Source organism: Rhodanobacter thiooxydans (assembly GCF_030291135.1).
Lineage (GTDB): Bacteria > Pseudomonadota > Gammaproteobacteria > Xanthomonadales > Rhodanobacteraceae > Rhodanobacter > Rhodanobacter thiooxydans_A.
Genome location: NZ_CP127409.1, coordinates 2,413,211 through 2,439,584, shown reverse-complemented (window position 1 = coordinate 2,439,584; position 26,374 = coordinate 2,413,211). Strand labels below are relative to the sequence as shown.

24 protein-coding genes are annotated in these 26,374 nt (G+C 68.3%); 15 read left to right on the top strand and 9 right to left on the bottom strand.

All coding sequences use genetic code 11. The annotated features are described in order from the left end of the window. The first annotated feature begins 59 nt into the window (after nt 1–59). From rpsM to QQA13_RS11195, 7 genes are all read left to right on the top strand, one after another. Nucleotides 60–416 (top strand): 30S ribosomal protein S13, encoded by a 357-nt coding sequence (gene rpsM, locus QQA13_RS11225; RefSeq protein ID WP_007513382.1) that lies wholly within the window; start codon nt 60–62, stop codon nt 414–416. An 84-nt stretch (nt 417–500) separates the two neighbouring features. After that, nucleotides 501–887: a 30S ribosomal protein S11 gene (rpsK, locus tag QQA13_RS11220; protein WP_007513384.1), complete on the top strand. Its 387-nt coding sequence runs from the start codon at nt 501–503 to the stop codon at nt 885–887. Nucleotides 888–898: 11 nt separating this feature from the next. Then, complete coding sequence (gene rpsD, locus QQA13_RS11215) at nt 899–1,525, top strand: 30S ribosomal protein S4 (protein ID WP_108473268.1); 627 nt, start codon at nt 899–901, stop codon at nt 1,523–1,525. A 17-nt stretch (nt 1,526–1,542) separates the two neighbouring features. Then, nucleotides 1,543–2,541 (top strand): DNA-directed RNA polymerase subunit alpha, encoded by a 999-nt coding sequence (locus tag QQA13_RS11210; RefSeq protein WP_007513388.1) that lies wholly within the window; start codon nt 1,543–1,545, stop codon nt 2,539–2,541. Between the two features lie 299 nt (nt 2,542–2,840). Next, a complete protein-coding gene (gene rplQ / locus QQA13_RS11205) occupies nt 2,841–3,224 on the top strand; it encodes a 50S ribosomal protein L17 (protein WP_108473269.1) in 384 nt (127 codons plus the stop codon). 188 nt (nt 3,225–3,412) lie between these two features. Further along, the gene (locus QQA13_RS11200) at nt 3,413–3,916 is read left to right on the top strand and encodes a disulfide bond formation protein B (protein ID WP_108473270.1); all 504 of its coding nucleotides are present in this window, start codon (nt 3,413–3,415) and stop codon (nt 3,914–3,916) included. 29 nt (nt 3,917–3,945) lie between these two features. Then, nucleotides 3,946–5,316, top strand: a complete 1,371-nt coding sequence (locus QQA13_RS11195) for a class II 3-deoxy-7-phosphoheptulonate synthase (protein ID WP_108473271.1) — start codon at nt 3,946–3,948, stop codon at nt 5,314–5,316. 63 nt (nt 5,317–5,379) lie between these two features. Here the strand turns inward: QQA13_RS11195 and QQA13_RS11190 are convergent, their stop codons facing one another. Continuing rightward, entirely contained in the window at nt 5,380–6,987 is a 1,608-nt protein-coding gene (locus QQA13_RS11190) for an amidase (protein ID WP_108473274.1), read from the bottom strand. Nucleotides 6,988–7,086: 99 nt separating this feature from the next. Between QQA13_RS11190 and QQA13_RS11185 the strand changes: the two genes are divergently transcribed. Further along, nucleotides 7,087–7,845, top strand: coding sequence for a c-type cytochrome (locus tag QQA13_RS11185; protein ID WP_108473272.1), 759 nt, complete (start codon nt 7,087–7,089; stop codon nt 7,843–7,845). Further along, on the top strand, nt 7,842–9,131 hold the full coding sequence (locus QQA13_RS11180; protein WP_108473273.1) for a cytochrome c: 1,290 nt from the start codon (nt 7,842–7,844) through the stop codon (nt 9,129–9,131). The genes QQA13_RS11185 and QQA13_RS11180 overlap by 4 nt, the downstream gene beginning before the upstream one ends. A gap of 757 nt (nt 9,132–9,888) precedes the next feature. On the opposite strand, the gene QQA13_RS11175 is transcribed toward QQA13_RS11180, so the two are convergent. Together QQA13_RS11175 and QQA13_RS11170 are read right to left on the bottom strand one after the other, a co-directional pair. Further along, nucleotides 9,889–10,410 carry a mismatch-specific DNA-glycosylase gene (locus QQA13_RS11175; protein WP_108472362.1) on the bottom strand — a complete coding sequence of 174 codons (522 nt, stop codon included), beginning with the start codon at nt 10,408–10,410 and terminating at the stop codon, nt 9,889–9,891. After that, on the bottom strand, nt 10,394–11,086 hold the full coding sequence (locus tag QQA13_RS11170) for an ATP-binding protein (protein WP_108472363.1): 693 nt from the start codon (nt 11,084–11,086) through the stop codon (nt 10,394–10,396). Before QQA13_RS11170 ends, QQA13_RS11175 begins: the two co-directional genes overlap by 17 nt. Nucleotides 11,087–11,243: 157 nt before the next feature. Here QQA13_RS11170 and rng point away from each other — a divergent pair, with 157 nt between their 5' ends. From rng to QQA13_RS11150, 4 genes are all read left to right on the top strand, one after another. Further along, entirely contained in the window at nt 11,244–12,722 is a 1,479-nt protein-coding gene (gene rng / locus QQA13_RS11165) for a ribonuclease G (RefSeq protein WP_108472364.1), read from the top strand. 36 nt (nt 12,723–12,758) lie between these two features. Then, entirely contained in the window at nt 12,759–16,751 is a 3,993-nt protein-coding gene (locus tag QQA13_RS11160) for a YhdP family protein (protein WP_108472365.1), read from the top strand. 61 nt (nt 16,752–16,812) lie between these two features. Next, nucleotides 16,813–18,252, top strand: coding sequence for a metalloprotease TldD (gene tldD, locus QQA13_RS11155; protein ID WP_108472366.1), 1,440 nt, complete (start codon nt 16,813–16,815; stop codon nt 18,250–18,252). Nucleotides 18,253–18,415: 163 nt separating this feature from the next. Next, nucleotides 18,416–19,801 carry a cytochrome C gene (locus tag QQA13_RS11150; RefSeq protein WP_199909859.1) on the top strand — a complete coding sequence of 462 codons (1,386 nt, stop codon included), beginning with the start codon at nt 18,416–18,418 and terminating at the stop codon, nt 19,799–19,801. Between the two features lie 339 nt (nt 19,802–20,140). Here QQA13_RS11150 and yjgA read toward each other — a convergent pair whose 3' ends face one another. Both yjgA and QQA13_RS11140 read right to left on the bottom strand, forming a co-directional pair. Next, the gene (gene yjgA / locus QQA13_RS11145) at nt 20,141–20,695 is read right to left on the bottom strand and encodes a ribosome biogenesis factor YjgA (RefSeq protein WP_108472629.1); all 555 of its coding nucleotides are present in this window, start codon (nt 20,693–20,695) and stop codon (nt 20,141–20,143) included. A gap of 44 nt (nt 20,696–20,739) precedes the next feature. Further along, nucleotides 20,740–20,985 carry a DUF1653 domain-containing protein gene (locus QQA13_RS11140; protein ID WP_108472368.1) on the bottom strand — a complete coding sequence of 82 codons (246 nt, stop codon included), beginning with the start codon at nt 20,983–20,985 and terminating at the stop codon, nt 20,740–20,742. Between the two features lie 105 nt (nt 20,986–21,090). Between QQA13_RS11140 and pmbA the strand changes: the two genes are divergently transcribed. Next, nucleotides 21,091–22,458, top strand: coding sequence for a metalloprotease PmbA (gene pmbA / locus QQA13_RS11135; RefSeq protein WP_108472369.1), 1,368 nt, complete (start codon nt 21,091–21,093; stop codon nt 22,456–22,458). A gap of 126 nt (nt 22,459–22,584) precedes the next feature. After that, a complete protein-coding gene (locus QQA13_RS11130) occupies nt 22,585–23,019 on the top strand; it encodes a DUF4870 domain-containing protein (RefSeq protein ID WP_108472370.1) in 435 nt (144 codons plus the stop codon). A 65-nt stretch (nt 23,020–23,084) separates the two neighbouring features. Here QQA13_RS11130 and QQA13_RS11125 read toward each other — a convergent pair whose 3' ends face one another. The 4 genes from QQA13_RS11125 to QQA13_RS11110 all read right to left on the bottom strand — a co-directional run bounded on the left by QQA13_RS11125 (nt 23,085) and on the right by QQA13_RS11110 (nt 26,333). Next, nucleotides 23,085–23,984 carry a polyprenyl synthetase family protein gene (locus QQA13_RS11125; protein ID WP_108472371.1) on the bottom strand — a complete coding sequence of 300 codons (900 nt, stop codon included), beginning with the start codon at nt 23,982–23,984 and terminating at the stop codon, nt 23,085–23,087. Further along, entirely contained in the window at nt 23,968–24,225 is a 258-nt protein-coding gene (locus QQA13_RS11120; protein WP_108472372.1) for an exodeoxyribonuclease VII small subunit, read from the bottom strand. The genes QQA13_RS11125 and QQA13_RS11120 overlap by 17 nt, the downstream gene beginning before the upstream one ends. Before the next feature lie 75 nt (nt 24,226–24,300). Then, nucleotides 24,301–25,602 (bottom strand): tRNA lysidine(34) synthetase TilS, encoded by a 1,302-nt coding sequence (gene tilS / locus QQA13_RS11115; protein WP_108472373.1) that lies wholly within the window; start codon nt 25,600–25,602, stop codon nt 24,301–24,303. Further along, the gene (locus tag QQA13_RS11110; RefSeq protein ID WP_108472374.1) at nt 25,599–26,333 is read right to left on the bottom strand and encodes an NYN domain-containing protein; all 735 of its coding nucleotides are present in this window, start codon (nt 26,331–26,333) and stop codon (nt 25,599–25,601) included. The genes tilS and QQA13_RS11110 overlap by 4 nt, the downstream gene beginning before the upstream one ends. Nucleotides 26,334–26,374 lie beyond the last annotated feature (41 nt).

Sequence of the window (26,374 nt, the reverse complement as noted above, 5' to 3'; positions counted from 1 at the left end):
GTAATTCAGGTTAGAATTGCGCGTTTACCGCGCAAGAAACGCATCGGAGAAAGTACATCATGGCGCGCATCGCGGGTGTCAATTTGCCGGTCCAGAAGCATGTCTGGGTCGGTCTGCAGAGCATTTACGGTATCGGCCGCAGCCGGGCCAGGAAGGTCTGCGTGGATGCTGGCGTGGTTCCCACCACCCAGATCAAGTCCCTCAGTGAAGGCGAGGTGGAGAAGATCCGCCACGAAATCGCCAAGTATACCGTCGAAGGCGATCTTCGCCGCGAGGTGGGCATGGCCATCAAGCGCCTGATGGATCTGGGTTGCTACCGTGGCCTGCGCCATCGTCGTGGCCTGCCGGTGCGCGGTCAGCGCACGCGCACCAACGCACGTACCCGCAAGGGTCCCCGTCGCGCGATCAAGAAGTAATTGAACCAGTGCGATCATCCCTGATCGCGAAGATCAAAAAGCGACCATCCATGGTTGCACTGATTACCAAGAGCCTCAAAAATTATGGCTAAGCCGGTTAAAACCAAGAAGAAGATCAAGCGCGTTGTCACGGATGCCGTGGCCCACGTGCAGGCCTCCTTCAACAACACCATCGTCACCATCACCGATCGCCAGGGCAATGCCCTGTCGTGGGCGACCGCCGGCGGCGCGGGTTTCCGCGGTTCGCGCAAGTCGACCCCGTTCGCTGCCCAGGTAGCCGCCGAGAAAGCCGGCCGCGCTGCAGGTGACTACGGCGTAAAGACGGTCGAAGTGCGCATCAAGGGCCCGGGCCCGGGTCGCGAGTCGGCCGTGCGTTCACTGAACGCGTTGGGCTACAAGGTGCTCAACATCATCGATGTCACGCCGATTCCGCACAACGGCTGCCGTCCCCCCAAGAAGCGTCGAGTCTAAGGAGCATACCCATGGCCCGTTATCGTGGAGCTACCTGCAAGCTCGCCCGTCGTGAGGGTGCAGATCTCAGCCTGAAGAGCCCGGCGCGTGCGCTGGATTCCAAGTGCAAGCTGGAAAACAAGCCCGGCCAGCATGGCGCGAACAAGCGCATGCGCATGTCCGACTACGCCGTGCAGCTGCGTGAGAAGCAGAAGGTCAAGCGTATCTATGGTGTGCTCGAGCGCCAGTTCAGCAACTACTACGCCAAGGCGTCGACCCTCAAGGGCAACACCGGCGAGAACCTGCTGCGCCTGCTTGAAAGCCGCCTGGACAACGTCGTCTATCGCATGGGCTTTGCGGTCACCCGCGCCCAGGCCCGCCAGCTGGTCGCCCACAAGGCGATCCTGGTGAACGGCAAGAAGGTGAACATTCCTTCGTACCAGGTTCGCCCGGGCGACGCTATCGCGCTGACCGAGCGCGCACGCACCCAGTTGCGCGTGCAGGAAGCGGCGACCGTGTTCGACACCATGGATCTGCGCCCGATCTGGGTCGAAGTCGACGCCAAGAAGTTTGAAGGCACGTTCAAGTCGGTGCCGGATCGCGGTGATCTGCCGTCCGACATCAATGAAGCCCTGATCGTCGAGCTTTACTCGAAGTAATTTTACCGGAGCTCTGCATGGCAGTTTCGTCAACTAGTGTGCTGCGGCCGCGTGGCCTCAGCGTCGAACAGCTCGGGGCCAACCGCGCCAAGGTGGTGGTCGAGCCGCTCGAGCGTGGCTTTGGCCACACCCTGGGCAACGCGCTGCGTCGCGTGCTGCTCTCCTCGATCCCCGGTAGCGCCATCGTCGAGGTCGAAATCGATGGCGTGCTGCACGAGTACACCACCCTGGAAGGCCTGCAGGAGGACGTGATCGAAGTCCTGCTGAACCTCAAGGACGTGGCGATCCGTCAGCACAGTGGCGATGAGGTCACCCTGACCCTGTCCAAGAAGGGCAAGGGCGTGGTCACGGCCGGCGACATCGTCGTCGACCACTCGGTGGAGATCATCAACCCCGAGCACGTGATCTGCCACCTGACCAAGGACATCGCGCTCAACATGCGCCTGAAGGTGCGTCGCGGCGTCGGCTACCAGCCGGCCAGCGCGCGCCAGCATCCGGACGACGAAGCGCGTCCGATCGGTCGCCTGCAGCTGGACGCGTCGTTCGCGCCGGTGCTGCGCGTGGCCTACGAAGTGGACGCCGCTCGCGTCGAGCAGCGCACCAACCTCGACAAGCTGGTGCTGGACATCGAGACCAACGGCACCATCGGCGCCGAGGACGCTGTGCGCAAGGCCGCCGAGATCATCAACGACCAGCTGTCCGTGTTCGGTGACTTCTCGCGTCGCGAGAGCGCCACCGACAAGGCGGAGAAGAGCGGTTTCGATCCGCTGCTGCTGCGCCCGATCGACGATCTGGAGCTCACCGTGCGTTCGGCGAACTGCCTGAAGGCCGAGAGCATCTACTACATCGGCGACCTGGTGCAGAAGACCGAGGTCGAGCTGCTGAAGACGCCGAATCTTGGCAAGAAGTCGCTGACCGAAATCAAGGACGTGCTGGGCGGGCGTGGTCTCGCACTCGGCATGAAACTTGAGAACTGGCCGCCGCCGGGCCTGTCGCACGGCATGCAGCTGGGTTGATGTTGTTGCGGCGGCGATCTTCCGATCGCCGCCGCAGTCACGAACCGGCGGACGCCATCTGGCCGTTCCGCCGGGCTCGCCGCCCCCGGGCTGCGAATTTGGAGCAGTCGCCTTGACTGCCCGATGGAAGGCCGGTTTGGCCTTCCAAGCGACCTCTGGTCGCCAAAGCATCAGACGGCCATTCATGGCCGCACGTCTCACCAGAGCCCGTTTTGAGAGGGCCTGGAACAGCGGGCAACCGCGGGAAGCCGGACACAGGTGCCGGTTTTTCATAACAACAGACCAGAGAGAGTTTCGTCATGCGCCACATGAAATCCGGACGCAAGTTCAACCGGACCAGCAGCCACCGCGAGGCGATGTTCAAGAACATGGCTTCGTCGCTGTTCAAGCACGAGCTGATCCGCACCACCCTGCCGAAGGCGAAGGAACTTCGCCGCGTGGCCGAGCCGCTGATCACCCTGGCCAAGACCGATGGCGTGGCCAATCGCCGCCTCGCCTTCTCGCGCCTGCGCGACAAGGAAGCGGTGGGCAAGCTGTTCGTCGAGCTGGGCCCGCGCTACAAGGAACGCCCCGGCGGCTACCTGCGCATCCTGAAGTGCGGCTTCCGCGACGGCGACAACGCGCCGATGGCGTACGTCGAGCTGGTCGGTCGCCCGCAGGTCGAGGCCGTCGACGCCGAATAAGGCGGGAGCCGCGACCGGTCCGCCCGGATGTGCAGACGTCCAGACACGAAAACCCGGCCGGGTAACCTGCCGGGTTTTCGCGTCTGTGGGCCTTGTCGCCCCGCACCTTGCGGCCTGATGGCCTGTGCCTGCTGACAGCGTCCCGGCGAAGCGGTAATGTCACGGGTTCCGCAACGCAACAATCCATCATGAATCCATTCCACTGGTCGTACCGTGTCAGTTACCTCGTCGGCTTTCTGCTCTGCGCAGGCCTGCTCGGCTTTGCCTTGTACGCCGAATACGGGCTGGGCATGACACCGTGCCCGCTGTGCGTCTTCCAGCGCATCGCGTTCCTGTTCATGGCGCTGTTCTTCCTGCTGGGTGGCCTGCACGCGCCGCGCGGCAACGTTCGCTGGGCCTATGCGGGGCTGGTGCTGGTCGGCGCGGTGGGTGGCATCGTCACCGCCGGTCGCCACCTCTGGCTGCAGACCCTGCCGGCCGACCAGGTGCCTTCCTGCGGTCCCGGCCTCGGTTACATGCTGGACGCGTTCCCGTTCTCCAGGATGCTGAAGCTGGTCTTCACCGGTTCGGGCGAATGCGCCAAGGTCGAGCCGATCCTCGGCCTGCCGATGCCGGCCTGGACCCTGCTGTGGTACGTCGCGCTGGCCGTGCTGGCGATCGCGGCGGCACGGCGCCGGTCTCCGGCAAAGTGAAGCCCCGGGTTGCCATCCAGGACCGCGCGATGAATCCCGCCATGTCGAACTTCCGTGCCCCCGCCGACTGGGCCCCCGATTCGTGGCAGCGGCGCGTGGCGCTGCAGCAGCCGCATTACGATGATGCGGTCGAACTGGCCGCCGCCGGCGCCCAGCTTGCGCAGTTGCCGCCGCTGGTGACCTCGTGGGAAGTGCTGGCGCTGAAGCAGGCACTGGCCGAGGCGCAGGAGGGCAGCCGTTTCCTGCTGCAGGGCGGCGACTGCGCGGAGAGCTTCGCCGACTGCACCAGCCCGGTGATCTCGAACCGGCTGAAGGTGCTGCTGCAGATGAGCCTGGTGCTGGTGCATGGACTGAAGAAGCCGGTGCTGCGGGTGGGTCGTTTCGCCGGGCAGTACGCCAAGCCGCGTTCGGCCGACACCGAGACGCATGATGGCGTGACGCTGCCGAGCTTTCGCGGCGACGTGGTCAACAGCCCGGCATTCACCGCCGAGGCGCGTCGTCCGGATCCGCAACGGCTGATCCAGGCGCATGCGCATTCCGCGCTGACCATGAACTTCGTGCGCGCGCTGATCGACGGCGGCTTCGCCGACCTGCACCATCCGGAATACTGGGACCTGGCCTGGGTCGAGCATTCACCACTCGCTGCCGAGTACCGCCAGATGGTCGCCGCCATCGGTGACTCGCTGCGTTTCATGGAAACCCTGGCCGGCCCGATCGCCGGTTTCTCCAAGGTGGATTTCTTCACCTCGCACGAGGCACTGCTGCTGCACTACGAGCAGGCGCTGACCCGCCAGGTGCCGCGCCATCCCGGCTGGTTCAACCTGTCCACCCACTTCCCGTGGATCGGCATGCGCACGGCGGCGCTGGACGGCGCGCACGTGGAGTATTTCCGCGGCATCCGCAATCCGGTGGCGGTGAAGGTCGGCCCCTCGGTGACGCCCGGGCAGTTGCTGCCGCTGATCGATGCGCTGAATCCGGACGACGAGCCGGGCCGGCTGACCCTGATCCACCGTATGGGCAATGCGAAGGTCGCGGCCGCGTTGCCGCCGCTGCTGGACGCGGTGAAGCGTGAGGGCCGGCGCGTGCTGTGGGTGGCCGATCCGATGCATGGCAACACCGAGAGCACCTCGAACGGCCACAAGACCCGCCGCTTCGACAACATCCGCGGCGAGCTGGAGCAGGCGTTCGACATCCACGCGGCGGCCGGCACCCGGCTCGGCGGCGTGCATCTGGAACTGACCGGCGAGGACGTCACCGAATGCATGGGCGGCGCCCGCGACCTGTCCGAAAGCGACCTCGATCGTGCCTACAAGTCGATGGTCGATCCGCGCCTGAACTACGAGCAGTCGCTGGAGCTGGCGATGCTGATCGTGCGCAAGTCGGCCAGCGGCCGGGCTTGATCACGCCGGATCCGGCAGCCGCGTAACGAAAAGGCGGCCGATGGCCGCCTTTTCGTTGCGGTCTCAGCGTGTGGCCGCCACGGGTTTGCCGCCGACCGTGTCGAGAAACTGCGGCGGCTGCCATGCCTTTGCGTGTTGTTCGAAGCCATAGGCGATCGAGATCAGCGTCGGTTCGCTCCACTTCGCGCCGAACAACACGATGCCGACCGGCAGGCCGTGGGCGAAGCCGGCCGGCACGGTGATCGAGGGATAGCCGGCCACCGCTGCCGGCTGCGAGGCGCCGCCCACGGTGGGGTCGCCGCTGACGATGTGGTCGCCGAGCACCGGATCGGTCATGAAGGCCGGCCCCCACGATGGTGCCAGCAGGGCGTCCAGGTGCTGCGACTTCAGCGCCGCGTCGATGCCCTGCGGCCCTGACAGGCGCTTCGCCAGCGCCAGCGCTTCCGTATACGCCTTGTCGCTGAGCGGCCCCTTCGTCTCGGCCTGCTCGAACAGCTCCTGGCCGAACCAGTCCATCTCCCTGCCGGCATGCGCCTGGTTGAACGCGATCAGGTCGGCCAGCGTCTTCACCTTGAGGCCGCGGCGGCCGGCCAGGTAGGCGTTGATGTCGTGCTTGAAGTCGTACAGCAGCACGGTGATCTCCGGCTTGCCCAGTTCGGCCAGGTGCGGCAGCGTGACCGGGTCGACGATAATCGCGCCCTGTGCCTTCATCAGCGCGATGGATTCGTCGAGCACGCGGTCGGCGTTCGGCTCGGCGCCGGCGAGCTGGCGCACCACGCCGATGCGCTTGCCTTTCAGTCCGTTTGGATCGAGGAAGCGGGTGTAGTCGGTGGCGTGCTTGTCCGCCTCGGCGGTGGCCGGGTCGCGCGGGTCGCTGCCGGCGATCACGCTGAGCAGGGCGGCGGCGTCGGCCACGCTGCGCGCCATCGGGCCGGCGGTGTCCTGGCTGTGGCTGATCGGCACGATGCCGCTGCGGCTGACCAGGCCCAGGGTGGGCTTGATGCCGACGATGCCGTTCATCGCGGCGGGGCAGATGATCGAGCCGTCGGTCTCGCTGCCGATCGCCACGGTGACCAGTCCGGCTGCCACGGCGGCGGCCGAGCCGGCGCTGGAGCCGCAGGGGTTGCGGTCGAGCACGTAGGGGTTCTTGGTCTGCCCGCCGCGTCCGCTCCAGCCGCTGCTGGCGTGGTTGGAGCGGAAGTTGGCCCATTCGCTCAGGTTGGTCTTGCCCAGTACCAGCACGCCGCCCTTGCGCAGCCGCTCGACCAGGCCGGCGTCGCGCGGCGCCGGCGCGTCGGCCAGCGCCAGCGAGCCGGCGGTAGTGAGCATGCGGTCGCCGGTATCGATGTTGTCCTTCAGCAGCACCGGGATGCTGTACAGCGGGCCGTGGCTCTTTGTGCGTTTCGCGTCGAGCGCGCCAGCCAGTTGGAGCGCATCGGGGTTGGTCTCGATCACCGCGCGCAGGGTCGGGCCGGACTGGTCGATCCGCCGAATGCGATCGAGCAACTGCCCGGCCAATCGGTGGCTGTCCAGCGTGCCGGCATCCATGCGCTGCTGCAGCTGCGTGATCGAGGCGTAGGCGACATCCGGCGCGGTGGCCTGGGCGGCCCATGCCGGGCTGGCAAGCAAGGTGGCGATGAAGGCGGCGAGCTGGACGGCTGATTGATTCACGATGATCCCCCGGTATGGCGAGCGCGGCACGCGGTCGTGCCGGCCAAGCTTAGCGCCAGCGTGGCCGGCGTGCGGTGGTTGCCAGAGTACAATCCCCGGATGATGACGAACGCCCGCTCCTGTCCCGTCCGCTCCTTCGGTGTCGCGATCCTGCTGGTGACCACGCTGTTGTTCGGCACTCCCACCCGTGCCGCCGATACGGCCGACACGCCGCCGATTCCCGATACCCTGCAGCAACGCATCGCCGCCTGTACCACCTGCCACGGTGTGCATGGCGAAGGCACCCCCGGCAGCGGTTATTTCCCGCGCCTGGCCGGCAAGCCGGCAGCCTACCTCGCGCGCCAGCTGCAGGATTTCCAGAACGGCCTGCGCAAGTACGCACCGATGGAATACACCGTGCGCCAGCTGCCGCCTGCGTACATGCGCGAGATTGCCGACTACTTCGCGGCGCAGCAGGTGCCGTACGCCCGCTCGCCGCTGCCGCCGGTGTCCGCCGCCACGCTTGCGCGCGGCGAGGAGCTGATCGGCAAGGGCGATCCGGCACGCAAGATTCCCGCCTGCAGCAGCTGCCACGGCAGCCAGCTCACCGGGGTGGAGCCGTCCACGCCGGGGCTGGTCGGCCTGCCGTACGACTACATCAGCGCGCAGCTGGGCTCGTGGCGCACGCATACCCGCGCCACGGTAGCGCCGGACTGCATGGCCGAGGTGGCGAGCCGGCTGGCCGAGTCGGACATCACCGCGGTGGCCGCTGCGCTGGCCAGTCGCCAGTTGCCGGCCGACACGCACGCGCAGTCGGCCGGTTCGGTGAAACCGCCGCTGGCCTGCGGCGTGCTGGGTGCGACGGGAGACCCGTCATGAAATGGTTGCGCTGGCTGCTGCCGTCGGTGGCACTGCTGGTGGTGCTGGCGCTGGGCTGGTTGCTGTTCGGCGGCCGCAGCCAGCCGACGCCGCCGGCCGCGAGCAAGGTCGCGGCGGCCAGCCTGCGCGATCCGGCGCTGATCGCGAAGGGCGAGTACCTGGCCACGGTCGGCGACTGCGCCGGCTGCCATACCGCCCAGGGCGGCGCGCGCTACGCCGGCGGGAGGGCGCTCGCCACGCCGTTCGGCAACATCCCGGTGCCGAACATCACGCCCGATCGCGCGACCGGCCTGGGCGACTGGAGCTTCGAGGATTTCTGGCAGGCGCTGCACAGCGGCAAGGGCCGTCATGGCGAACTGCTGTATCCGGCGTTCTCGTACACCTCGTATACCAAGGTGAGCCACGACGATGCGCTGGCGATCTTCGCCTGGCTGCAGTCGCTGGCGCCGGTGCACCAGCCGGCGGTGGCGCCCGCGCTGGCGTTCCCGTACAGCGTGCGCAACAGCCTGAAGGCCTGGCGCGCGCTGTACTTCCGCGAAGGCGAGTTCAAGCCCGACCCGGCGCAGTCGGCCGAGTGGAACCGCGGCGCCTACCTGGTGCAGGGACTGGGCCATTGCAACGAATGCCACGCCGCGCGCGACACGCTCGGCGGCACGCCGCAGGACGTGCATCTCAGCGGCGGCCAGATCCCGATGCAGAACTGGTACGCGCCCGACCTCAGCACCGGCAGGAACGGCGGCCTGGAAGGCTGGAGCACGCAGGACATCGTCGACCTGCTGAAGACCGGCCAGTCGGCGAAGGGCGCCGCGTTCGGCCCGATGGCGGCGGTGGTGTCCGGCAGCACCCAGCACATGACCGACGCCGACCTGCACGCGGTCGCCAGCTACCTGCAGTCGCTGCCGCCGCGGGCGCCCGTGGCGGAGCCATCCTCACCGTTCGACACCAGGGCACTGACCACACAGGGCGAGAAGGTTTACGCGAAGCATTGCGCCGCATGCCATGGCAAGCGTGGCGAGGGCGTCGCCGGGATCTATCCGCCGCTGGACGGCAACTCCTCGGTGACCGAGCCGACCGGCATCAACGCAACCCGCATGGTGTTGCTTGGCGGCTTCACGCCGGTCACCGCGGCCAACCAGCGACCGTACTCGATGCCGCCGTTCGCGCAGCAGCTGAGCGATGGCGAGGTGGCGGCGGTGGTCACCTACATCCGTCGCGCGTGGTCGAACAAGGCCTCGATCGTGCGCGCAGAAGCGGTCAGCACGTACCGGCATACGCCGATCGACTGACTCTGGCTTCGCGTGTGGAGCGCACGCTGTGCGCGATGCTTTTGCTTTGTTTGGGGCGAGCGTTTTCGGAGCCAAGAGCTTTCGTCTGCCTTTGGCAGCCGAGTTACTTTCTCTTTGCTTGCTCAAAGAGAAAGTAACCAAAGAGAAAGAGCACCCCGCTTGGCGCTTGCCGGGCTCCTGCCCGGCAAGTCCGTGAGTCGGGGCCGGGCTTTTCGAGCGGGCATCGTGCCCGCGCGAAAAGGCGTTGCCATCCCTGGCAACGCCCGCTGCGCGGCCTGTCGGCCCCGACTCACCGCCGCACAAGGGACCCCGGGTAGAGCAGCGGGCCATCCTGGCCCGCACTCGGTGATGAAGCTGAAGAGCGAAGCCACAACAAAGCGGCGCTTTGCTGTGGCTTCGCTCTTGCTCTTGCTCTTCTGAAGAGTGCGCGCTGGGAGCGCGCTGCTCTACCCGGGGCCCCTATGGCGCGGCGGGTGGGCGAAGGAAAGGCCCCGCAGGGGTGGCTCGCAGGGATGCGAGCCAGTTCGACGTCAGGGCAGGAGCCCTGTCGGCGAACCCCCGTAGCCTACCCGCGCACCCGGAGGGCAGGATGCCCGCAGGGCGCGCCATCGGGGTGGCCTCTCTTTTGGTTACTTTTCTCTGGCCACCCAGAGAAAAGTGACTCGCTCTCCGAAGGAGGGTGAAAGCTCTTCGCTTTGAAGGCGGCAAGAGCATTGCGCACGACCGAGGAAAGTCCCTTGCGGACAAGGTGCGACTCCTACACGCTCGCTCGGGCGGTGTGGTACAGCTCGCCCAGTGCCTGCCATGGCGCCAGGTCCCAATGCCCGCGCGCTTGCCCGGAGGGCGAGGGCAGCACGAACAGCCGCGTGCTGCCGAGGGTTTCTTCTTGCAGGCCATAGCCGACCGCATGGCCGAGTGCGCTGCGTGCCGCGTTCTTGCTGGTGAAGGCGAGCAGGCGTGGAGCGTGGCGTTCGATCCGGGCGAACAGGGCGGGCGCATCGAACGCCTCGGGCGGCAGCTCGTTGTCGTTGCCGCTGTGGCGCTTGGCCAGGTCGGTGAGGCCGATGCCGAACTGCGGCAACAGCGGAAACTCCGCCGGTGCGAGCAGGCGCGGCGTAAGGCCGGACGCATGCAGCGCGCGCCAGAACAGGTTGCCGGGGTGGGCGTAGTAGGCGCGCTCGGCGGCCGAGCGCCTGCCTGCGGCGGTGCCGCAGAACACCACGGCCAGCCCGGGCTGCAGCAGGTCGGGCAGGATCGGGCGATCAGCTCGCCGCGGCATGTGCGTCCAGCAGGAAATCGGTGAACTGGAAGCGACCGTCGCGCAGCACCGATTCGCCGCGGCGCAGTTTCAGCGGCTGGCGGAACAGCGGCCCGGCGTAGCTCAGCGTGTGGAATTCGCCGCGTTCGCCGCAGGGGTCGACGCCGGCCGGCAGCGTGTCGAGCAGGGCGGCATCGTAGTCGCGGCCGCAAAAGTCCGCGTCGAGCTGCTGGGTATCCACGCAGCACAGCACTGCACGGTGACCTTCGCCGACAAAGCGGCGCGACAGCGCGGCGGTGTCCTCGCCCCACAGCGGGAACACCGCGCGCCAGTTCTCGCGGCCGAGCTGACGCACCCGGTAGTCGCGCACGTCCTCCAGAAACAGGTCGCCGAACGCACAGTGGCGGATGCCCGGCCAGCGCATGCGCGCCTCGACCAGGGCCTGCGCGTGGGCCGCCTCGTAGGCTTCGTTGCTGCCGGGCCAGTCCAGCATCACCTCCAGCAGCGGCAGGCCCAGCGCAGCGGCCTGTGCCTGCAGCACCTCGCGTGGGGTGCCATGCATGGCCACGCGCTGGTAGTTGCGGTTGACCGTGGTGAGCAGGCCGGCCACCTGCCACTGCGGGTCGGCCTGCAGCCGCTGCAGGGCCAGCAGGCAGTCCTTGCCGCCGCTCCAGGCCAGCAGGGTGGGCGTCGTCATGCGTTCGGCTCCAGGGTGGTTCGTCGGGCGGCGACCCGTGTCGCGCCCCGGTGCCCATTTTGCGTCATCCGGCGCCGGAGTGAGGATTCCATGCCATGGTTCATCGACAGTCCGTGGCCGCACCGCTATAAAGATCATCTGTCCGGGGGAGTATGCGGTGAGCGAAGAGATCCTGATCAACGTGACCCCGCGCGAGACGCGGGTCGGGGTGGTCGAGAACGGCATGTTGCAGGAGGTGCACGTCGAGCGGGCGTCCCGGCGTGGCTATGTCGGCAATATCTACAAGGGCCGCGTGCAACGGGTGATGCCGGGCATGCAGGCGGTGTTCGTGGAGATCGGGCTGGAGCGTGCGGCGTTCCTGCATGCTTCGGACATCGTGCGACCGCTGCCGCCCGAAGGCGCCGAATCGAACGGCAACGGCAATGGCCACATCCCTTCGATCAGCGAGCTGGTGCACGAAGGCCAGGAGATCGTGGTGCAGGTGGTGAAGGACCCGATCAGCACCAAGGGCGCGCGGCTGTCGGCGCACCTGTCGATTCCCTCGCGCTACCTGGTGCTGCTGCCGTATGCGCGCACGCTGGGCATCTCCGCGCGCATCGAGGACGAGGCCGAACGCCAGCGCTTGCGCGACGTGCTGACCCCGCTGGTCGGCGACACTTCGCTGGGCTACATCGTGCGCACCAATGCCGAGGGCCAGAGCGCCGAGTCGCTGGCGTTCGACGTGACCTACCTGGGCAAGGTGTGGCGGGTGGTGCAGGAGAACATCGCCAGGGCGAAAATTGGCGAGCGCGTGTACGAGGAATTGTCGCTGCCGCTGCGCAGCCTGCGCGACATGCTCAACGAGGACATCGAGAAGGTGCGGGTGGATTCGCGCGACACCTTCGAGAAGGTGGTCAAGTTCGTGCACAAGTTCATGCCGAACCTGGACGACCGCATCGAGCACTACGACGGCGAGCGGCCGATCTTCGACCTGTACGGCGTCGAGGACGAGATGCAGCGCGCGCTGAAGAAGGAGGTGCCGCTGAAGTCGGGTGGTTACCTGATCGTCGACCAGACCGAGGCGATGACCACCATCGACGTCAACACCGGCGCCTACCTCGGCACGCGCAACCTGGAGGAAACCGTCTACCGCACCAACCTGGAGGCGGCGCAGGCGGCGGCGCGCCAGCTGCGCCTGCGCAACCTGGGCGGCATCATCATCATCGACTTCATCGACATGAGCGACGAGGAGCACAAGCGGCAGGTGTTGCGCATGCTCGGCAAGGGGCTGGCGCGCGACCACGCCAAGACCACGGTGTACCCGATGTCGGCGCTCGGCCTGGTCGAGATGACCCGCAAGCGCACCACCGAAAGCCTGGCCCGACAGTTGTGCGAGCCGTGCGCCACCTGCAATGGCCGCGGCGTGCTGAAGACCGCCGAGACGGTGACCTACGAGATCTTCCGCGAGATCACCCGCGCGGTGCGCCAGTTCAACGCGCAGAAGCTGCTGGTGATGGCCAGCCCGGCGGTGGTCAACCGGATCCTGGAGGAGGAATCCAGCGCGGTCGCGGAACTGGAAGAGTTCATCTCCAAGAGCATACGCTTCCAGGCCGAAGAGCATTATTCGCAGGAACAGTTTGATGTCGTCTTGCTGTAAATCCGGCGGCCGCAGATCCGAGTGGGGGCGTCGCGCGTGAACGCGTCGTGGCAGCGACGGCTGCATCGTTGCGCCCGCGCATCGGGCTGGGTTGCCGGGGTCGCGCTGATCCTGCTTGCCGTCGTCGCGGCGCTGGCCCAGCTGCTGCTGCCACTGCTGGCGCGGCATCCGGACTGGGTGGCCGCGCAGCTCAGCACGCGGCTGCAGCGGCCGGTCAGCTTCGCCTCGATGGAGGGGCACTGGACCGGCTCCGGTCCGGTGTTCGTGATGCACGGGGTGACCATCGGCGCAGCGGCTGGCGAGAGTGGCGCCGTACTGCAGCTGCCCGAGTCGGAACTGAAACTCGACTTCGGCGGCTGGCTGCTGCCGTCGCGGCACCTGCTCAACCTGCACGTGCGCGGCCTGCAACTGGACCTGCTGCGCGACGCCGCCGGCTGGCACGTCAATGGCATCGGCGTGGCCGGCGGCAGCGCTCGCCAGCCGCTGTCGCCGGGCCGGCTGTCGGCCGACCTGTGGCTGGAGGACCTGCGCGTGGTGGTCACCGACGCCACCCTGGGCAAGCGCTACACGCTGCTGTCGAAACAGCTGCGGCTGAGCCACCAGGGCAGCCAGATCCGCTTCGGCGGCGTGCTGCGGCGCGACGGGGTGAGCGCCGCGGTGCGCACCGCCGGCCGTTTCCGCGATGACGGCAGCGCGGGCCAGGTGTGGGTCAGCGTGGGTGGCGCCGAGCTGAAGCCGCTGCTGGATGGCGTCGACATGGGCGGCTATACGGTCGACCATGGCAGCGGCCAGCTGAGCGCGTGGCTCGACTGGCGCAAGGGCCAGCTGAGTCGCAGCCTGATCCGTTTCGACCTGGACACGCTGACGGTGACCGCGCCTGCCGGCGGCAAGGCCAGCGTGGCGTCGCTGCATGGGCTGGCCGGCGTGCGCCATGTCGATGACGGTTACGACCTGCGCTGGGCCGGCGACGACGGCAGCGCGCTGGCGCTGAACCTGCATCAGCCGGGCACGGACAACGTCAGCGCGGACGTGGCCGCGAGCAAGCTGCAACTGGCGCCGCTGCTGCCGTGGCTGGCGCTGAAGCCGTCACTGGCGCCGACCCTGGCGCAGTGGCTGGGCAGTGGCCATCCACGCGGTGAGCTGGACCGGCTCGCACTGCACTGGAATCGTGCCGAGGGCCTGCACTCGGTCGAGCTGGCGTTCAGCGGCCTGGGCATCGACCCGGTCGGCAAGCTGCCAGGCGTAAGCAGCCTGCACGGCGAGTTGCGTGGCGACGCCGAGGCGCTGTCGCTGGAACTGCCCGCCCAGGCCACCACGCTGGCCTTCCCGCACACCTTCCGCCAGCCGTTCGTGATGTCGTCGCTGGCCGGCACGCTGGCGTTCTGGCCGCAGGACGGCGACTGGCACATCGGCGTCGACGCGCTGGATTTCGCCGGCGCCGGCTATGCCGGCCAGGCCCGCGGCGAACTGGTGCTGCCGTCGCAGGGCGGCGCCCCGTTCATGGACATATACGCCAGGCTGGAACATGCCGACGTGGCTGCCGCCAAGCTGTTCTGGCCGGTGGATGCGATGTCGCCCGGCACCATCGCCTGGCTCGACCGCGCCCTGGTGGCCGGCCGTCTCGACCAGGCTGACGTGCTGCTGCGCGGCGACCTGCGCGACTGGCCGTTCCGGCACAACGAAGGGCGCTTCGAGGCGCGCGCGGTGATCAGCGATCTCACCCTCGACTACGGCACGGATTGGCCGCGCGCCGAAGGCGTCAGCGCGGTGGCCAGCTTCGTCGGCAACGGCATGCTGGTCGAGGCCAGCGGCGGGCACTCGCTCGGGGTGGCGGCGGACAAGGCGGTCGCCCTGATCCCGGATTTCCACGATGCGCTGCTCGACCTCAACGTGCAGGGCAACGGCAGCGGCGCCAGCCTGATGGAATTTGCGCGCAAGAGCCCGATCGCCAGCCACCAGGCCGACACTCTGGCCAAGCTGAAGCTGGGCGGCAGCGGCAGCTTCGGCTTCCATCTGACGCTGCCCTTGAGGGAGGGTGCCGGCGCGCCGCGGCTGGATGGCGTGGCCCGGCTGAAGGACGCCGACCTCAGCGCGCCGGCGTGGAAACTCCAGCTGGACAAGCTCAACGGCCCGCTGACGTTCGACCTGCACGGCATGCAGGCCGGCCCGCTGGACGCCGGTTTCCGCGGCCAGCCGTCGACCCTGCGACTGGCGATCGCCGGGGCCAACAGCGACCCGGCCACCGTGCTGTCGGCGCAGTTGCACGGCAACTACCGCCTGGCCGAGCTGGTGCAGGATTACCCGACGCTGGACTGGGTCGGCAAGCTGGGCGACGGGCGCAGCGCGTTCGACATCGGCTTCACCATCGCGCACGTACCGGGCCGCGACGCGCTGGCGCAGACCCTCAGCGTCGACTCGCCACTGAACGGCATCACGCTGGAGCTGCCCGAGCCACTGCACAAGCCGGCCGCCGCCAGCCTGCCGCTGCACCTGACCATGAGCCTGCCGATCGAAGGCAGCGAGCTGCGGCTCGGCCTGGGCGACGCGATGCGCGGCTACCTGCGCCTGGCCAATGGCGAACAGCAGCCGCTGGCCGGCACCCTCGCCTTCGGCAACCAGATGCCCGAGGAGTTGCCGGCGCGCAACCTGCGTATCCGCGGCCATGCCAGCCGGCTCGACGTCACCGGCTGGGTGCAGCACGTGGCGGCCGGCAGCGGCAGCGGCGGGCCAGGGCTGGAAAGCCTCGACGTCAGCACCGACCAGGCCGAATGGTTCGGCCGCGAGCTGGGCGCGCTGAAGCTGCACGCCATGCCGCAGCCGGGCCTGCTGAGCGTGGACGTGGACGGCCCGGCGATGCTCGGCAACTACGGCATCCCGACGCAGGAGCTGGACAAGCGCGGCATCACCGCACGGCTGCAGCGGCTGTACTGGCCGAAGGATCCTGCCGCCGATGCCGCCAGCCATCCGAAAAAGGCCGCCGGTGCCGCGGTGCCGGCGGTCGCGACGCCGGCCCTGCCGGCGCCCGACCCGGCCAACACCGGGATCAACCCGGCGGCGCTGCCGCCGTTCCACGTGTGGGTGGGCGACCTGCGCATGGGCGACGCCAAGCTTGGCGAAGCGCGCCTGGAAACCTGGCCGACCGCGGAAGGTCTGCACATCGAACAACTGCGCGCGCTGTCCAGCCGCGTACAGATCACCGGCAGCGGCGACTGGAACGGCAACGCCAGCAACAGCCGCACGCACATGAAGATCAGCTTCGCCGCCGAGGATCTCGGCGCGATGCTGGGCGCACTCGGTTTCGACGGGCTGGTCAACGGCGGCAAGACGCGCGACCAGCTCGACGCCAGCTGGCCCGGCGCACCCAGCGGGCTGGCGCTGGCCACCATGGACGGCACCCTCAGCATCCAGGTCAACGACGGCCGCATCCCCGAGGCGACCTCGCCCGGCGTGGGGCGGCTGCTCGGTCTGGTCTCGCTGGCCGAACTGCCGCGCCGGCTCACCCTGGACTTCGGCGACGTGTTCGGCAAGGGGCTGGCGTTCGACTCGATCAGCGGCGACTTCACGCTGGCCAACGGCAACGCCATCACCGACAACCTGTCGATCATCGGCCCGGCTGCCAACATCCGCGTCAACGGTCGCACCGGCCTGCGCGCGCGTGACTACGACCAGCAGATGGTGGTGGTGCCGCACGTCGGCAACAGCCTGCCGCTGGTCGGTGCGGTGGTCGGCGGCCCGGTCGGTGCGGCGGCCGGCTTCGCCGTGCAGGGCATCCTCGGCCGCGGCCTCAACCAGGCCGCCAGCGCGCGCTACCGCATCACCGGCAGCTGGGACGACCCGGTGATCACCCTGGTCGAGAAGCGCGGCAGCACGCCCGCGCCGGCAGCACCCTTGCTCAACCCCGCCGGCAGCCGGCCCGCCGCCACTGGTAGCGCGACGCCTGCGCCGGTGCTCGGCCTGCCGGCAGCCGCCGGCAGCGCCGCGTTGCCGGCCGCGTCAAGCTCGGTTCCGCCGCCTGCCGCCAAGCTTTAAAGCCGCCGGTGCCAGCCCCATGTGGGATAGTCCCGGTTCGACTGCAGGCAAGCTGATACCCATGGATTCATTGATCGCCCTCGCCGAAAGCAAGCTGCTGGCCCCCGGCGGCATCGCCACCGGCGACCTCGACCGCGTGTTCGCCCAGCTGATGGGCCCCGCGATCGACGCCGCCGACTTGTACTTCCAGCATTCGCGCAGCGAGTCGTGGACGCTGGAGGAGGGCATCGTCAAGGACGGCAGCCACTCGATCGAGCAGGGCGTGGGCGTGCGCGCGATGTCCGGCGAGAAAACCGGCTTCGCCTATTCCGACGAGATCGTGTTGCCGCAGCTGCTGGAGGCGTCGAAAGCCGCCCGCGCGATCGCCCGCGACGGGCAGGGCGCCGGCAAGCCGCTGGCGCTGAACGGCGTGCGTGCGCTGTATCCCGCGCTCGACCCGGTCGAGAGCCTGCCCAACCCCGACAAGATCGCGCTGCTGCGCGAAGTCGACGCGTACGCGCGCTCGCGCGACCCGCGCATCAGGCAGGTCATCGTCAGCCTGGCTGCCACCATCGACACCATCCTGATCGCCGCCTCCGACGGCACCCTGGCCGCCGATGTGCGCCCGCTGGTGCGCATCAACGTGCAGGTGATCGCCGAGGCGAACGGTCGTCGCGAGCAGGGTTATTCCGGCGGCGGCGGCCGCTACGGCTACCGCGAGCTGATCGAGAACGGTCGCGCGTTGCGCTTCGCCGACGAGGCGGTGCGCCAGGCGCTGGTGAACCTGGATTCGGTCGACGCGCCCGCCGGCCAGATGACCGTGGTGCTCGGCCCCGGCTGGCCCGGCGTGCTGCTGCACGAGGCGATCGGCCACGGCCTGGAAGGCGACTTCAACCGCAAGGGCAGCTCCGCGTTCTCCGGCCGCATCGGTCAGCGCGTGGCGGCGAAGGGCGTCACCATCGTCGACGACGGCACCCTTGCCGGCCGCCGCGGCTCGCTCAGCATCGATGACGAAGGCACGCCCACCGAGTGCACCACGCTGATCGAGGACGGCATCCTCAAGGGCTACATGCAGGACAAGCTCAACGCCCGCCTGATGGGCATGGCCCCCACCGGCAACGGCCGCCGCGAATCCTTCACCGCACTGCCGATGCCGCGCATGACCAACACCTACATGCTGGCCGGCTCGCACGACCCGCAGGAAATCATCCGCTCGGTGAAGAAGGGTCTGTACGCGCCGAACTTCGGCGGCGGCCAGGTCGACATCACCAATGGCAAGTTCACCTTCTCTGCCTCCGAGGCGTACCTGATCGAGGACGGGAAGATCACCCGCCCGGTGAAGGGCGCCACCCTGATCGGCAGCGGCCCCGAGGTACTCAACCGCGTCTCGATGATCGGCAACGACCTGGCGCTGGACGAAGGCGTGGGAGTGTGCGGCAAGGACGGCCAGAGCGTGCCGGTCGGCGTGGGCCAGCCGACGCTGAAGATCGACTCGATGACGGTCGGCGGCACCGCGTCCTGAGCGTCGCCGGGAACGGCAACACGTGTCGGGTATCACCAGGCTGCGACATTCCGCACCAGTGCCGGAAGGCCTGCTTTTGATCGGAATCAATATCCGGCGCATCCGCTAGGCCAAGACTGCACCCACACCCAGTCATCACGCTGGAATCGTGGGGAGCATGTACATGGATACTCGCCGGAATAGCCTTGTTTCGAGCTGGTTCGCCGCCTTGTCCCGACCGCCGCGGTGGATCGCGCTGGTCGCGCTCGCGTGGTTGGGCATACCTACCCTGGCATCGGCGGTGCCTTCGTACGCACGACAGACCCAGCAGCCCTGCGTGGCCTGCCATGTAGGCGGCTTCGGGCCGGAACTCACCCAGTTCGGGCGCCAGTTCAAGCTGATGGGCTACACCATGAAGGTCGGCGACCAGACCGACATCCCGCTTTCGGCGATGCTGGTGGAGTCCTTCACGCACACGCAGAAAGCCCAGACGGAAGCTCCGGCCAAGGGTTTCGGCACCAACAACAACACCGAGCTGCAGCAGGCCTCGGTGTTTCTGGCCGGGCGACTGAGCGAGCACATGGGCGTGTTCGCCCAGGCGACCTACTCCGAGAACGGCGGCCTGCTCGGCTGGGACAACATGGACTGGCGCTACGCGCGCATGTTCAGCCACGGCAGCCATAGCGGCATCTGGGGCATCTCGCTCAACAACAACCCCACCGTCAGCGATGTGTTCAACACTGCACCGGCGTGGAAGTACCCCTACATGTCGGCCGACCTGGCCCCCGGGGCACCGGCCCAGCCTATGCTGCTCGGCGGCCTGGCTGCGCAGGTGGTGGGTGCCAGCGCCTACATGCAACTGGACGGCGCCTGGTACTTCGAAGCCGGCGGTTACCGCTCGCTGTCACCGTCCTTCCTGCGCCACGTCAACGCCGGCTACGACGGCCGCCTGAGCGGGGTCACGCCGTATGCGCGCGTGGCCTACACCTGGAACCTGCCTACCGGCAGCTTCTCCGTCGGCGGCTTCATGCTGAACATGCGCCGCGGGCAGGTCGGCACCAACGACATCGGTGACGCGGTGGCGCTGCCCGGGCCGACTGACCGGTTCCGCGACTTCGGCGTGGATTCCAGCTACATATACGCCAACGGCGACCACGTCATCACCGTCGACGGGCTGTACGTCCACGAGAGCCAGAAGCTGGACGCCACCTGGGGCGGCGGCGGATCAGACAACCTGCACAACACCCTGCAGTCGCTCAACCTCAAGGGAAGCTACTGGTACCGCCACACCTACGGCGTGACCCTGGCGTCGTTCGTCTACAACGGCAGCAAGGACGTCACGCTCTACGGCAACGACGGCTCGCCGAACACCCAGGGCGAAAGCATCGAACTCGACTACAGCCCGTTCGGCCAGTCCAGCTCGTGGCACGAGCCCTGGGCCAACGTGCGCCTGGGCCTGGAATACACCTACTTCAACCGTTTCAGCGGACGCGTGCACGACGTCGACGGCGCAGGGCGCAACGCCAAGGACAACAACACGCTCTACTGCTACGTGTGGCTGGCGATCTGAGTATACGGTGATGAGAATGAGCGGCGGTGGTGTAGCGGTTATGGATGCTCATTGAAATCGAATGGACGTCCATATGATGACGGGTTCGCTGACCATGAGTGCGGTGTTTGGTTGCCTGATTATCAGAGCAGAGCGAAGAGCTTTCGTCCTCCTTCGGAGGGCGAGGTACTTCTCTTTTGGACAAGTAAAAGAGAAGTACCTCGGCTGCCGCAGGCAGACGAAAGCTCTTGCTCTCGGGCGACAACAGCAAGTGCGATTCCGGCCTTCGCCGGAATGACGACGGTGAAGAGTCCAGATGTTATGCACGTGCCTTCCGTAACAGACCGTGCCGCGAATCGCTCAGCCTTCGGCCGATTCGCCTGCCTGAGCCAGATCCTTCAACAGTTGAAAGATCTCCCGGTATGCCCGCGGCGGCTTGTTCGGCGTGTCCTTCTCGATGCGTGCCTGCCGCACCAGCGAGCGCAGATGCTGGCGGTCGACCTGCGGATGCTCGGCGATCAGTTCCGACAATGCTGCCTCGTCCTCGGCGATCAGCCGATCGCGCATCGCTTCGAGCCGGTGCATCGCGGCGGTTTCCTGGCGCTGCTTCTCGCGGTTCTCGCCGAGTTCGGCACGTACCGCGGCGAAGTCGTCGTCGCCGTAGCGGCGCATCACCTTGGCGAGGAAGGCGAGCTGGCGCTTCTTTGCGCCGTGGGCGGTCATGCGGCGGGTGATGTCGATCTCGTGGCGTACGTCATCCGGCAGCGCGAGCTTGGCCAGCCGGCTCGGTTGCAGGTCGACCAGTTGCTGCGCCAGCACCAGCACGGCGAGTGCCTCGCGGCGCTGCTGGGTACGGCTGGGGCCATAGTCCCCGTCGTCGAGTTCGGTCTGGTTGCGGCTGCGGCTCGGGCTCACGGGTTTCAATTCCAGTTGTGGTGCGCGGATCTTGTGCTGGGTGATCAGCCGCTGTGTGTATCGTCGTTGCTGATGGCTTCGGCCTGCTCCAGCGCGAAGCGGGCGATCGGTTCACCGTCCAGTTCGATGGTCTCGCTGAACATCGCTGCGGGACGCACCCACAGGCCGTGGTCGCCGTAGAGCGCCTGGTAGACCACCAGCGGCTCCATGGTTTCGCTGTGGCGGGCGGTGCCCAGCACGCGGTAGCGCTGGCCCTTGTAGTGGCGATAGATGCCGGCGGTGGGTTGCATGGGCGTTCTCCGCAGCTCTTTTCATTTCGTCGCCGTGGCCCCATGTCGGGTGCCAGCGGCTGCGAACCGCCTATTCTACCCGCCTAATTCCCAGGAAAGCCCGACGTGAGCGAAGTTGCCATCAGCCCGGACCCCAGCCCGCACGAACTCGACCGCCTCGCCGGGCTGGCCGAGGACGTGATCCGCCGCGCCCGCGCCGCCGGCGCCAGCCAGGCCGAGGTGGCGGCGAGCATCGACACGGGCTTGAGTGTGAACGTGCGCCTGGGCGAAGTGGAGACGGTGGAGCACACCCGCGACCGCGGTTTCGGCCTTACCGTGTACTTCGGCCAGCGCAAGGGCTCGGCCAGCACCGCCGACCTCCACCCCGATTCGATCCAGGCCACACTGGAGCAGGCCTGCGCGATCGCCCGCTACACCGAGGAAGACCCCGCCGCCGGGCTGGCCGACGCGGCGCGCATGGCCACGGCATTCCCCGACCTCGACCTGTGGCATCCGTGGGACATCGACACCGCGCAGGCGATCGCGCTGGGCATCGCCATCGAGGACGCCGGCCGTGCGCATGCCGGCATCAGCAACTCCGACGGCGCCAGCGTGCAGGCCGGGCAGGGGCTGTCGGTGTACGCGAATTCGCACGGCTTCGTCGGGCGCGAGCGGGGCACGCGGCATGCGCTGTCGCTGGCGCTGATCGCCGGCGACGCGGACGGCATGCAGCGCGACTACTGGTACGACAGTGTGCGTGCCCCCGGCGATTTCATCAGCGCGCAGGCGCTCGGCGACAAGGCGGCCGAACGCACGCTGGCACGGCTGGGCGCGCGCAGCCTGTCCACGCGGCAGTGCCCGGTGCTGTTCGCGCCGGAGCTGGCGCGCGGGCTGATCGGCCACCTGCTCGGCGCGGTCAGTGGCGGCGCGCTGTACCGCCAGGCCAGTTTTCTGCTCGACCATGTGGGCAAGCCGGTGATGCCGGGCTGGCTGAACATCGACGAGCGGCCGCACCTGCCGCGCGGGCAGGGCTCCGGCAATTTCGACGCCGAGGGCGTGGCTACCCGCGACAGCGCGCTGGTCGAGGGCGGCGTGCTGGCGCGCTACGTGCTGGGCAGCTATTCGGCGCGCAAGCTGGGTTTGCAGTCGACCGGCAACGCCGGCGGCATCCACAACCTGATCGTGGAGCCGGGCGCGGCCGACGGCGAGCGCAGCGATTTCGACGGCATGCTGCAACGCCTGGGCACCGGCCTGCTGGTGACCGAGGTGATGGGGCAGGGCGTGTCCACCGTTACCGGCGACTATTCGCGCGGTGCGTCGGGGTTCTGGGTGGAAAACGGCGTGATCGCCTACCCGGTCGAAGGCATCACCATCGCGGCGAACCTGCGCGAGATGTTCGCCGGCATCGCGGCGGTGGGCGCCGATGTCGACCCGCGCTCGCACATCCTCACCGGCTCGATCCTGCTGGAGCGGATGACGGTGGCAGGCGAGTAGCCCGCAGCCGGTTTCGGCCGTGCCACAAGTCCGCTCGGCAAAGCGTCTTCGGCCTTGCTAGCATCGGCATCACCGGCAGCCGACCGGCGAGCCGTCGACGCAAGTTCCGACTACCAGGAGAAGCGCATGAGCGTTCCACCCGAGTCTGTCATTCCGCCCCCGCCGAACGAGCCGATGGCCGGGGCGCCTTCCGCCGAGGAGCGCCAGTGGGCGATGTTCGCGCACCTTTCCGCCCTGGCCGGCGCCATTCTGACCGGGGCCTTCGGTGGCGGCTGGGGCTGTTTCATCGGACCGCTCGTGATCTGGCTGGTGAAGAGGGACACCATGCCGTTCGTCGCCGACCAGGGCAAGGAGGCGCTGAACTTCAACATCACCGTGGCGATCGCGTTCGTGGTGCTGGCCGTGCTGTCCGTCATGACCCTGGGCATCGGCTTGATCATCGCGATTCCGCTGTGGGTGATCATCGGTGTTGCATGGCTGGTGTTGACCATCATCGCCGCGATCAAGGCGAATGAGGGGGCGCTTTACCGGTACCCGTTCACCCTGCGGCTGATCAAGTAGAGACAGCGCTGTTCCAGCAAAAAGGCAGCCTTGCGGCTGCCTTTTTGCTGCGCCTGCGGAACGATTCAGTAGTGACGGTGGGCGGCGTACAGCGCCAGCTCTTCCAGCAGTGTCGCGCGCCCGCCCAGCGGCGCGATCGCGGCCAGCGCGGCGTCGGTCAGCTCGGCCAGCCGGGCGCGTGAGGCGTCGAGGCCGATGATCGAGGGGAAGGTGGGCTTGGCGGCGGCGGCATCCTTGCCGGCGGTCTTGCCGATCACCGCCGATTCGCCTTCCACGTCGAGGATGTCGTCGCGCACCTGGAACGCCAGCCCGACCGCGTAGGCGTAGCGGTCCAGCGCCTGCCGGGTGTCGGCGTCGGCGCCGGCGGCGAGCGCGCCCAGCTGTACCGAGGCGCGGATCAGCGCGCCGGTCTTGCAGGCGTGCATGTGCTCCAGTTCGTCCAGCGTCAGCGGATGGCCGACCGCCGCCAGGTCCAGCGCCTGGCCGCCAGCCATGCCTTCGGCGCCGCAGGCCTGGCCCAGCGCGCGCAGCGTGGCGATGCCGGTGGCTGCATCGGCGCGTCGTGCGGCGTCGTCGGCGAGGATCTCGAACGCCAGTGCCTGCAGTGCGTCGCCGGCGAGGATCGCCATCGCCTCGCCGAACACGATGTGGCAGGTCGGACGGCCGCGGCGCAGCGCGTCGTCGTCCATCGCAGGCAGGTCGTCATGCACCAGCGAGTAGGCGTGGATCAGTTCCACTGCGCAGGCGGCGGCGTCCAGTGATGGGCCGTCTTCGCCGAGCGCGTGCGCGGCGGCGTAGACCAGCAGTGGGCGCAGCCGCTTGCCGCCGCCGAGCACGGCGTAGCGCATCGCGCGATGCAGTTCGGCGGGGGAGTGGTCGGCCGGCGGCAGGCTGCGGCCCAGTGCCTGTTCGGCACGGACGATCAATGCTTGCAGGGCGGGACCAAGCTCAGAGTTCGGGTTCAAACGGTTGGGCGCTGTCGGGGGCTTCGGGGTCGAGCAGCAGCCGCACGCGCAGTTCGGCCTGCTCCAGCGACTGCTGGCAATGGCGGAACAGCCCGATGCCGCGTTCGAACGAGGCCAGCGATTCGTCCAGGCTCATCTCGCCGCCTTCCATCTTCGCGACCAGTTGTTCCAGCTCGTCGAGCGAGTGTTCGAAGTCGGCGGCGGGCGGGGTCTTGCCGGGTGCGGGAACGGTCTTGGCCATGGCCCGCAACGCTAGCGCAGCGGGCGTCCGGAATCAATCTGCGCGGGCCGCGGAAAGGCCCCGGCGTGACCTGGATCAACGCCCCGCGCGCCAGTGCGGCCAGGCGCCGGCCTGGCGGAAAATCGCCGCGCCGCGGGTGCTGGTCCAGCGATCGGCCACCGCGATCAGTTCGTCGCCGGCGTACAGCAGCGGGCAGGCGTGGCGCTGCCATGGAGGCAGGTGCGCCTGCTGGAACAGATCGCGCAGTTCGCGCGTATGCGCGTCGCCATCGGGCTTGATGCGTTCGCCGCCGCGACGTAGGCGCACCTGCAGCGGCTCGGTGAGGCGGACGTCTGCGACCGTCAGCGCGAGCTCGCCGCCGTCGGGCAGCGCCAGCGGTTCGCCATGCCAGGGCATCTGCCAGTCGGCGTCGACGACGCGCTCGGCTGGCAACGCCCACAGCCGGCCTTTCCAGATGTGCAGTTCGGTGCCGGCCCAGCGGATGCACGGCAGCTGGCCCGCGCGCGCGCCGCACTGGCGCTCGATCTGCCGCCGCTGCGCGCTGGTGGGGGCGGACAGGCCGCGTGCGTGCAGCCAGTGATCGAGCAACGGCTCGCGCCATGCCGGGGCCAGCGCCAGCCAGCCATGGGCGTCCAGGCTGCCGCTGGCGGGGTCGTGCAGCGCCTCGAACGCGGCCAGCCATTGCGTCCGTAGCGCGTCCGCAGCGGCGCGGCACAATGCGGCGCTGTGCAGGATCGAATCCACCGCCTGCGGCCAGTGCCGCGCCAGTCGCGGCAGGATCTCGTGGCGCAGCTGGTTGCGCGCCAGGCGGGTGTCGGCGTTGGACGGATCGTCGATGCAATCCAGCTGCTGTGCTGCGACGTAATCGTGCAGCTGTTGGCGCGACAGCGCCAGCAGCGGCCGCCACAACTGGCCGCGACCGAACGGGCGCAGCGCACGCATGCCACCCAGCCCTTCCGGCCCGGCGCCGCGCAGCAGCTTCAGCAGCACGGTTTCGGCCTGGTCGTCGCGGTGGTGGCCGAGCAGCAGGTATTCGCCATCGCGCAATTGCATGACCAGTGCGGCGTAGCGCGCGTCGCGGGCGGCGGCTTCGGCGCCCCTGCCGCTGCCGCCGTCGACCTGCACGCGCAGTACCTCGCACGGCACGTCCAGCGTGGCGCAGAAGCGTTCGCAGTGTCGGGCCCATAACGCACTGTCCGCATGCAGCCCGTGGTCGACGTGCAGTGCGCGCAGGCCGCGCGCGCGGGCTTCGGGCAACTGCGCCAGCGCATGCAGCAGGGCGCTGGAATCCGGGCCGCCGCTGAAGGCCACGCACAGTGCCGCCGACGGCATGGACGCCAGCGCGGCCTGCAGGTGCTGGTGCAGCGGGTTGCTCACTTCTTGCCGTCGCGGGGCCGTACGTAGAGATGCTTGCCGTTGCCGATCTGGCGTTCCTCGGTGTCGAACAGGCCAATACCCTTGATCAGGCCGCTGAGCTTGGCGTAGCCGTAGTTGCGCGAGTCGAAATCGGGCGACTGTTTGTTGATGATGCTGCCGATCGCGCCCAGCCCGGCCCAGCCGGTGTCGTCGGAGGCGGCCTCGATGGCGCCGCGCAGCAGGTTCATCAAGCGCGTGTCGCCGCGCAATTCCTTCGCCGAATGCTTCTTCGGGGCGGTGGTGGTGGCGGTCTCGCTGGCGCCGGCCAGCACCTCGGTGTAGATGAATTTGTCGCAGGCGGTGCGGAACGGTTCGGGCGTCTTCTTCTCGCCGAAGCCGTAGACGATGCGCCCGGATTCGCGGATGCGCGAGGCGAGCCGGGTGAAGTCGCTGTCGCTGGAGACGATGCAGAAGCCGTCGAAGCGCTCGGCATAGAGCAGGTCCATCGCGTCGATGATCATCGCCGAGTCGGTGGCGTTCTTGCCGACGGTGTAGCGGAACTGCTGGATCGGCTGGATCGAGTGGCGCAGCAGCACTTCCTTCCAGCCGTTCAAATCCGGCTTGGTCCAGTCACCGTAGATGCGCTTGACGTGCGCGGTGCCGTACTTCGCGATCTCCGCGAGCAGGCCCTCGACGATGGCGGGACGGGCGTTGTCGGCGTCGATCAGTACCGCAAGTTTGTCGTGGGCCATGGCGGGTCCCGGCAGCATGAGGGTGCTGCCGATGGTAGCGC

Coding starts and splice junctions, on each gene's coding strand:
- QQA13_RS11130 (WP_108472370.1), top strand. CDS start 22,585: ATGAGCGTTCCACCCGAGTCTGTCATTCCGCCCCCGCCGAACGAGCCG.
- QQA13_RS11195 (WP_108473271.1), top strand. CDS start 3,946: ATGAATCCCGCCATGTCGAACTTCCGTGCCCCCGCCGACTGGGCCCCC.
- rpsM (WP_007513382.1), top strand. CDS start 60: ATGGCGCGCATCGCGGGTGTCAATTTGCCGGTCCAGAAGCATGTCTGG.
- QQA13_RS11200 (WP_108473270.1), top strand. CDS start 3,413: ATGAATCCATTCCACTGGTCGTACCGTGTCAGTTACCTCGTCGGCTTT.
- QQA13_RS11110 (WP_108472374.1), bottom strand. CDS start 26,333: ATGGCCCACGACAAACTTGCGGTACTGATCGACGCCGACAACGCCCGT.
- rpsD (WP_108473268.1), top strand. CDS start 899: ATGGCCCGTTATCGTGGAGCTACCTGCAAGCTCGCCCGTCGTGAGGGT.
- QQA13_RS11185 (WP_108473272.1), top strand. CDS start 7,087: ATGATGACGAACGCCCGCTCCTGTCCCGTCCGCTCCTTCGGTGTCGCG.
- QQA13_RS11210 (WP_007513388.1), top strand. CDS start 1,543: ATGGCAGTTTCGTCAACTAGTGTGCTGCGGCCGCGTGGCCTCAGCGTC.
- QQA13_RS11150 (WP_199909859.1), top strand. CDS start 18,416: ATGGATACTCGCCGGAATAGCCTTGTTTCGAGCTGGTTCGCCGCCTTG.
- QQA13_RS11120 (WP_108472372.1), bottom strand. CDS start 24,225: ATGGCCAAGACCGTTCCCGCACCCGGCAAGACCCCGCCCGCCGCCGAC.
- rpsK (WP_007513384.1), top strand. CDS start 501: ATGGCTAAGCCGGTTAAAACCAAGAAGAAGATCAAGCGCGTTGTCACG.
- tldD (WP_108472366.1), top strand. CDS start 16,813: ATGGATTCATTGATCGCCCTCGCCGAAAGCAAGCTGCTGGCCCCCGGC.
- QQA13_RS11175 (WP_108472362.1), bottom strand. CDS start 10,410: ATGCCGCGGCGAGCTGATCGCCCGATCCTGCCCGACCTGCTGCAGCCC.
- QQA13_RS11140 (WP_108472368.1), bottom strand. CDS start 20,985: ATGCAACCCACCGCCGGCATCTATCGCCACTACAAGGGCCAGCGCTAC.
- rplQ (WP_108473269.1), top strand. CDS start 2,841: ATGCGCCACATGAAATCCGGACGCAAGTTCAACCGGACCAGCAGCCAC.
- QQA13_RS11180 (WP_108473273.1), top strand. CDS start 7,842: ATGAAATGGTTGCGCTGGCTGCTGCCGTCGGTGGCACTGCTGGTGGTG.
- QQA13_RS11170 (WP_108472363.1), bottom strand. CDS start 11,086: ATGACGACGCCCACCCTGCTGGCCTGGAGCGGCGGCAAGGACTGCCTG.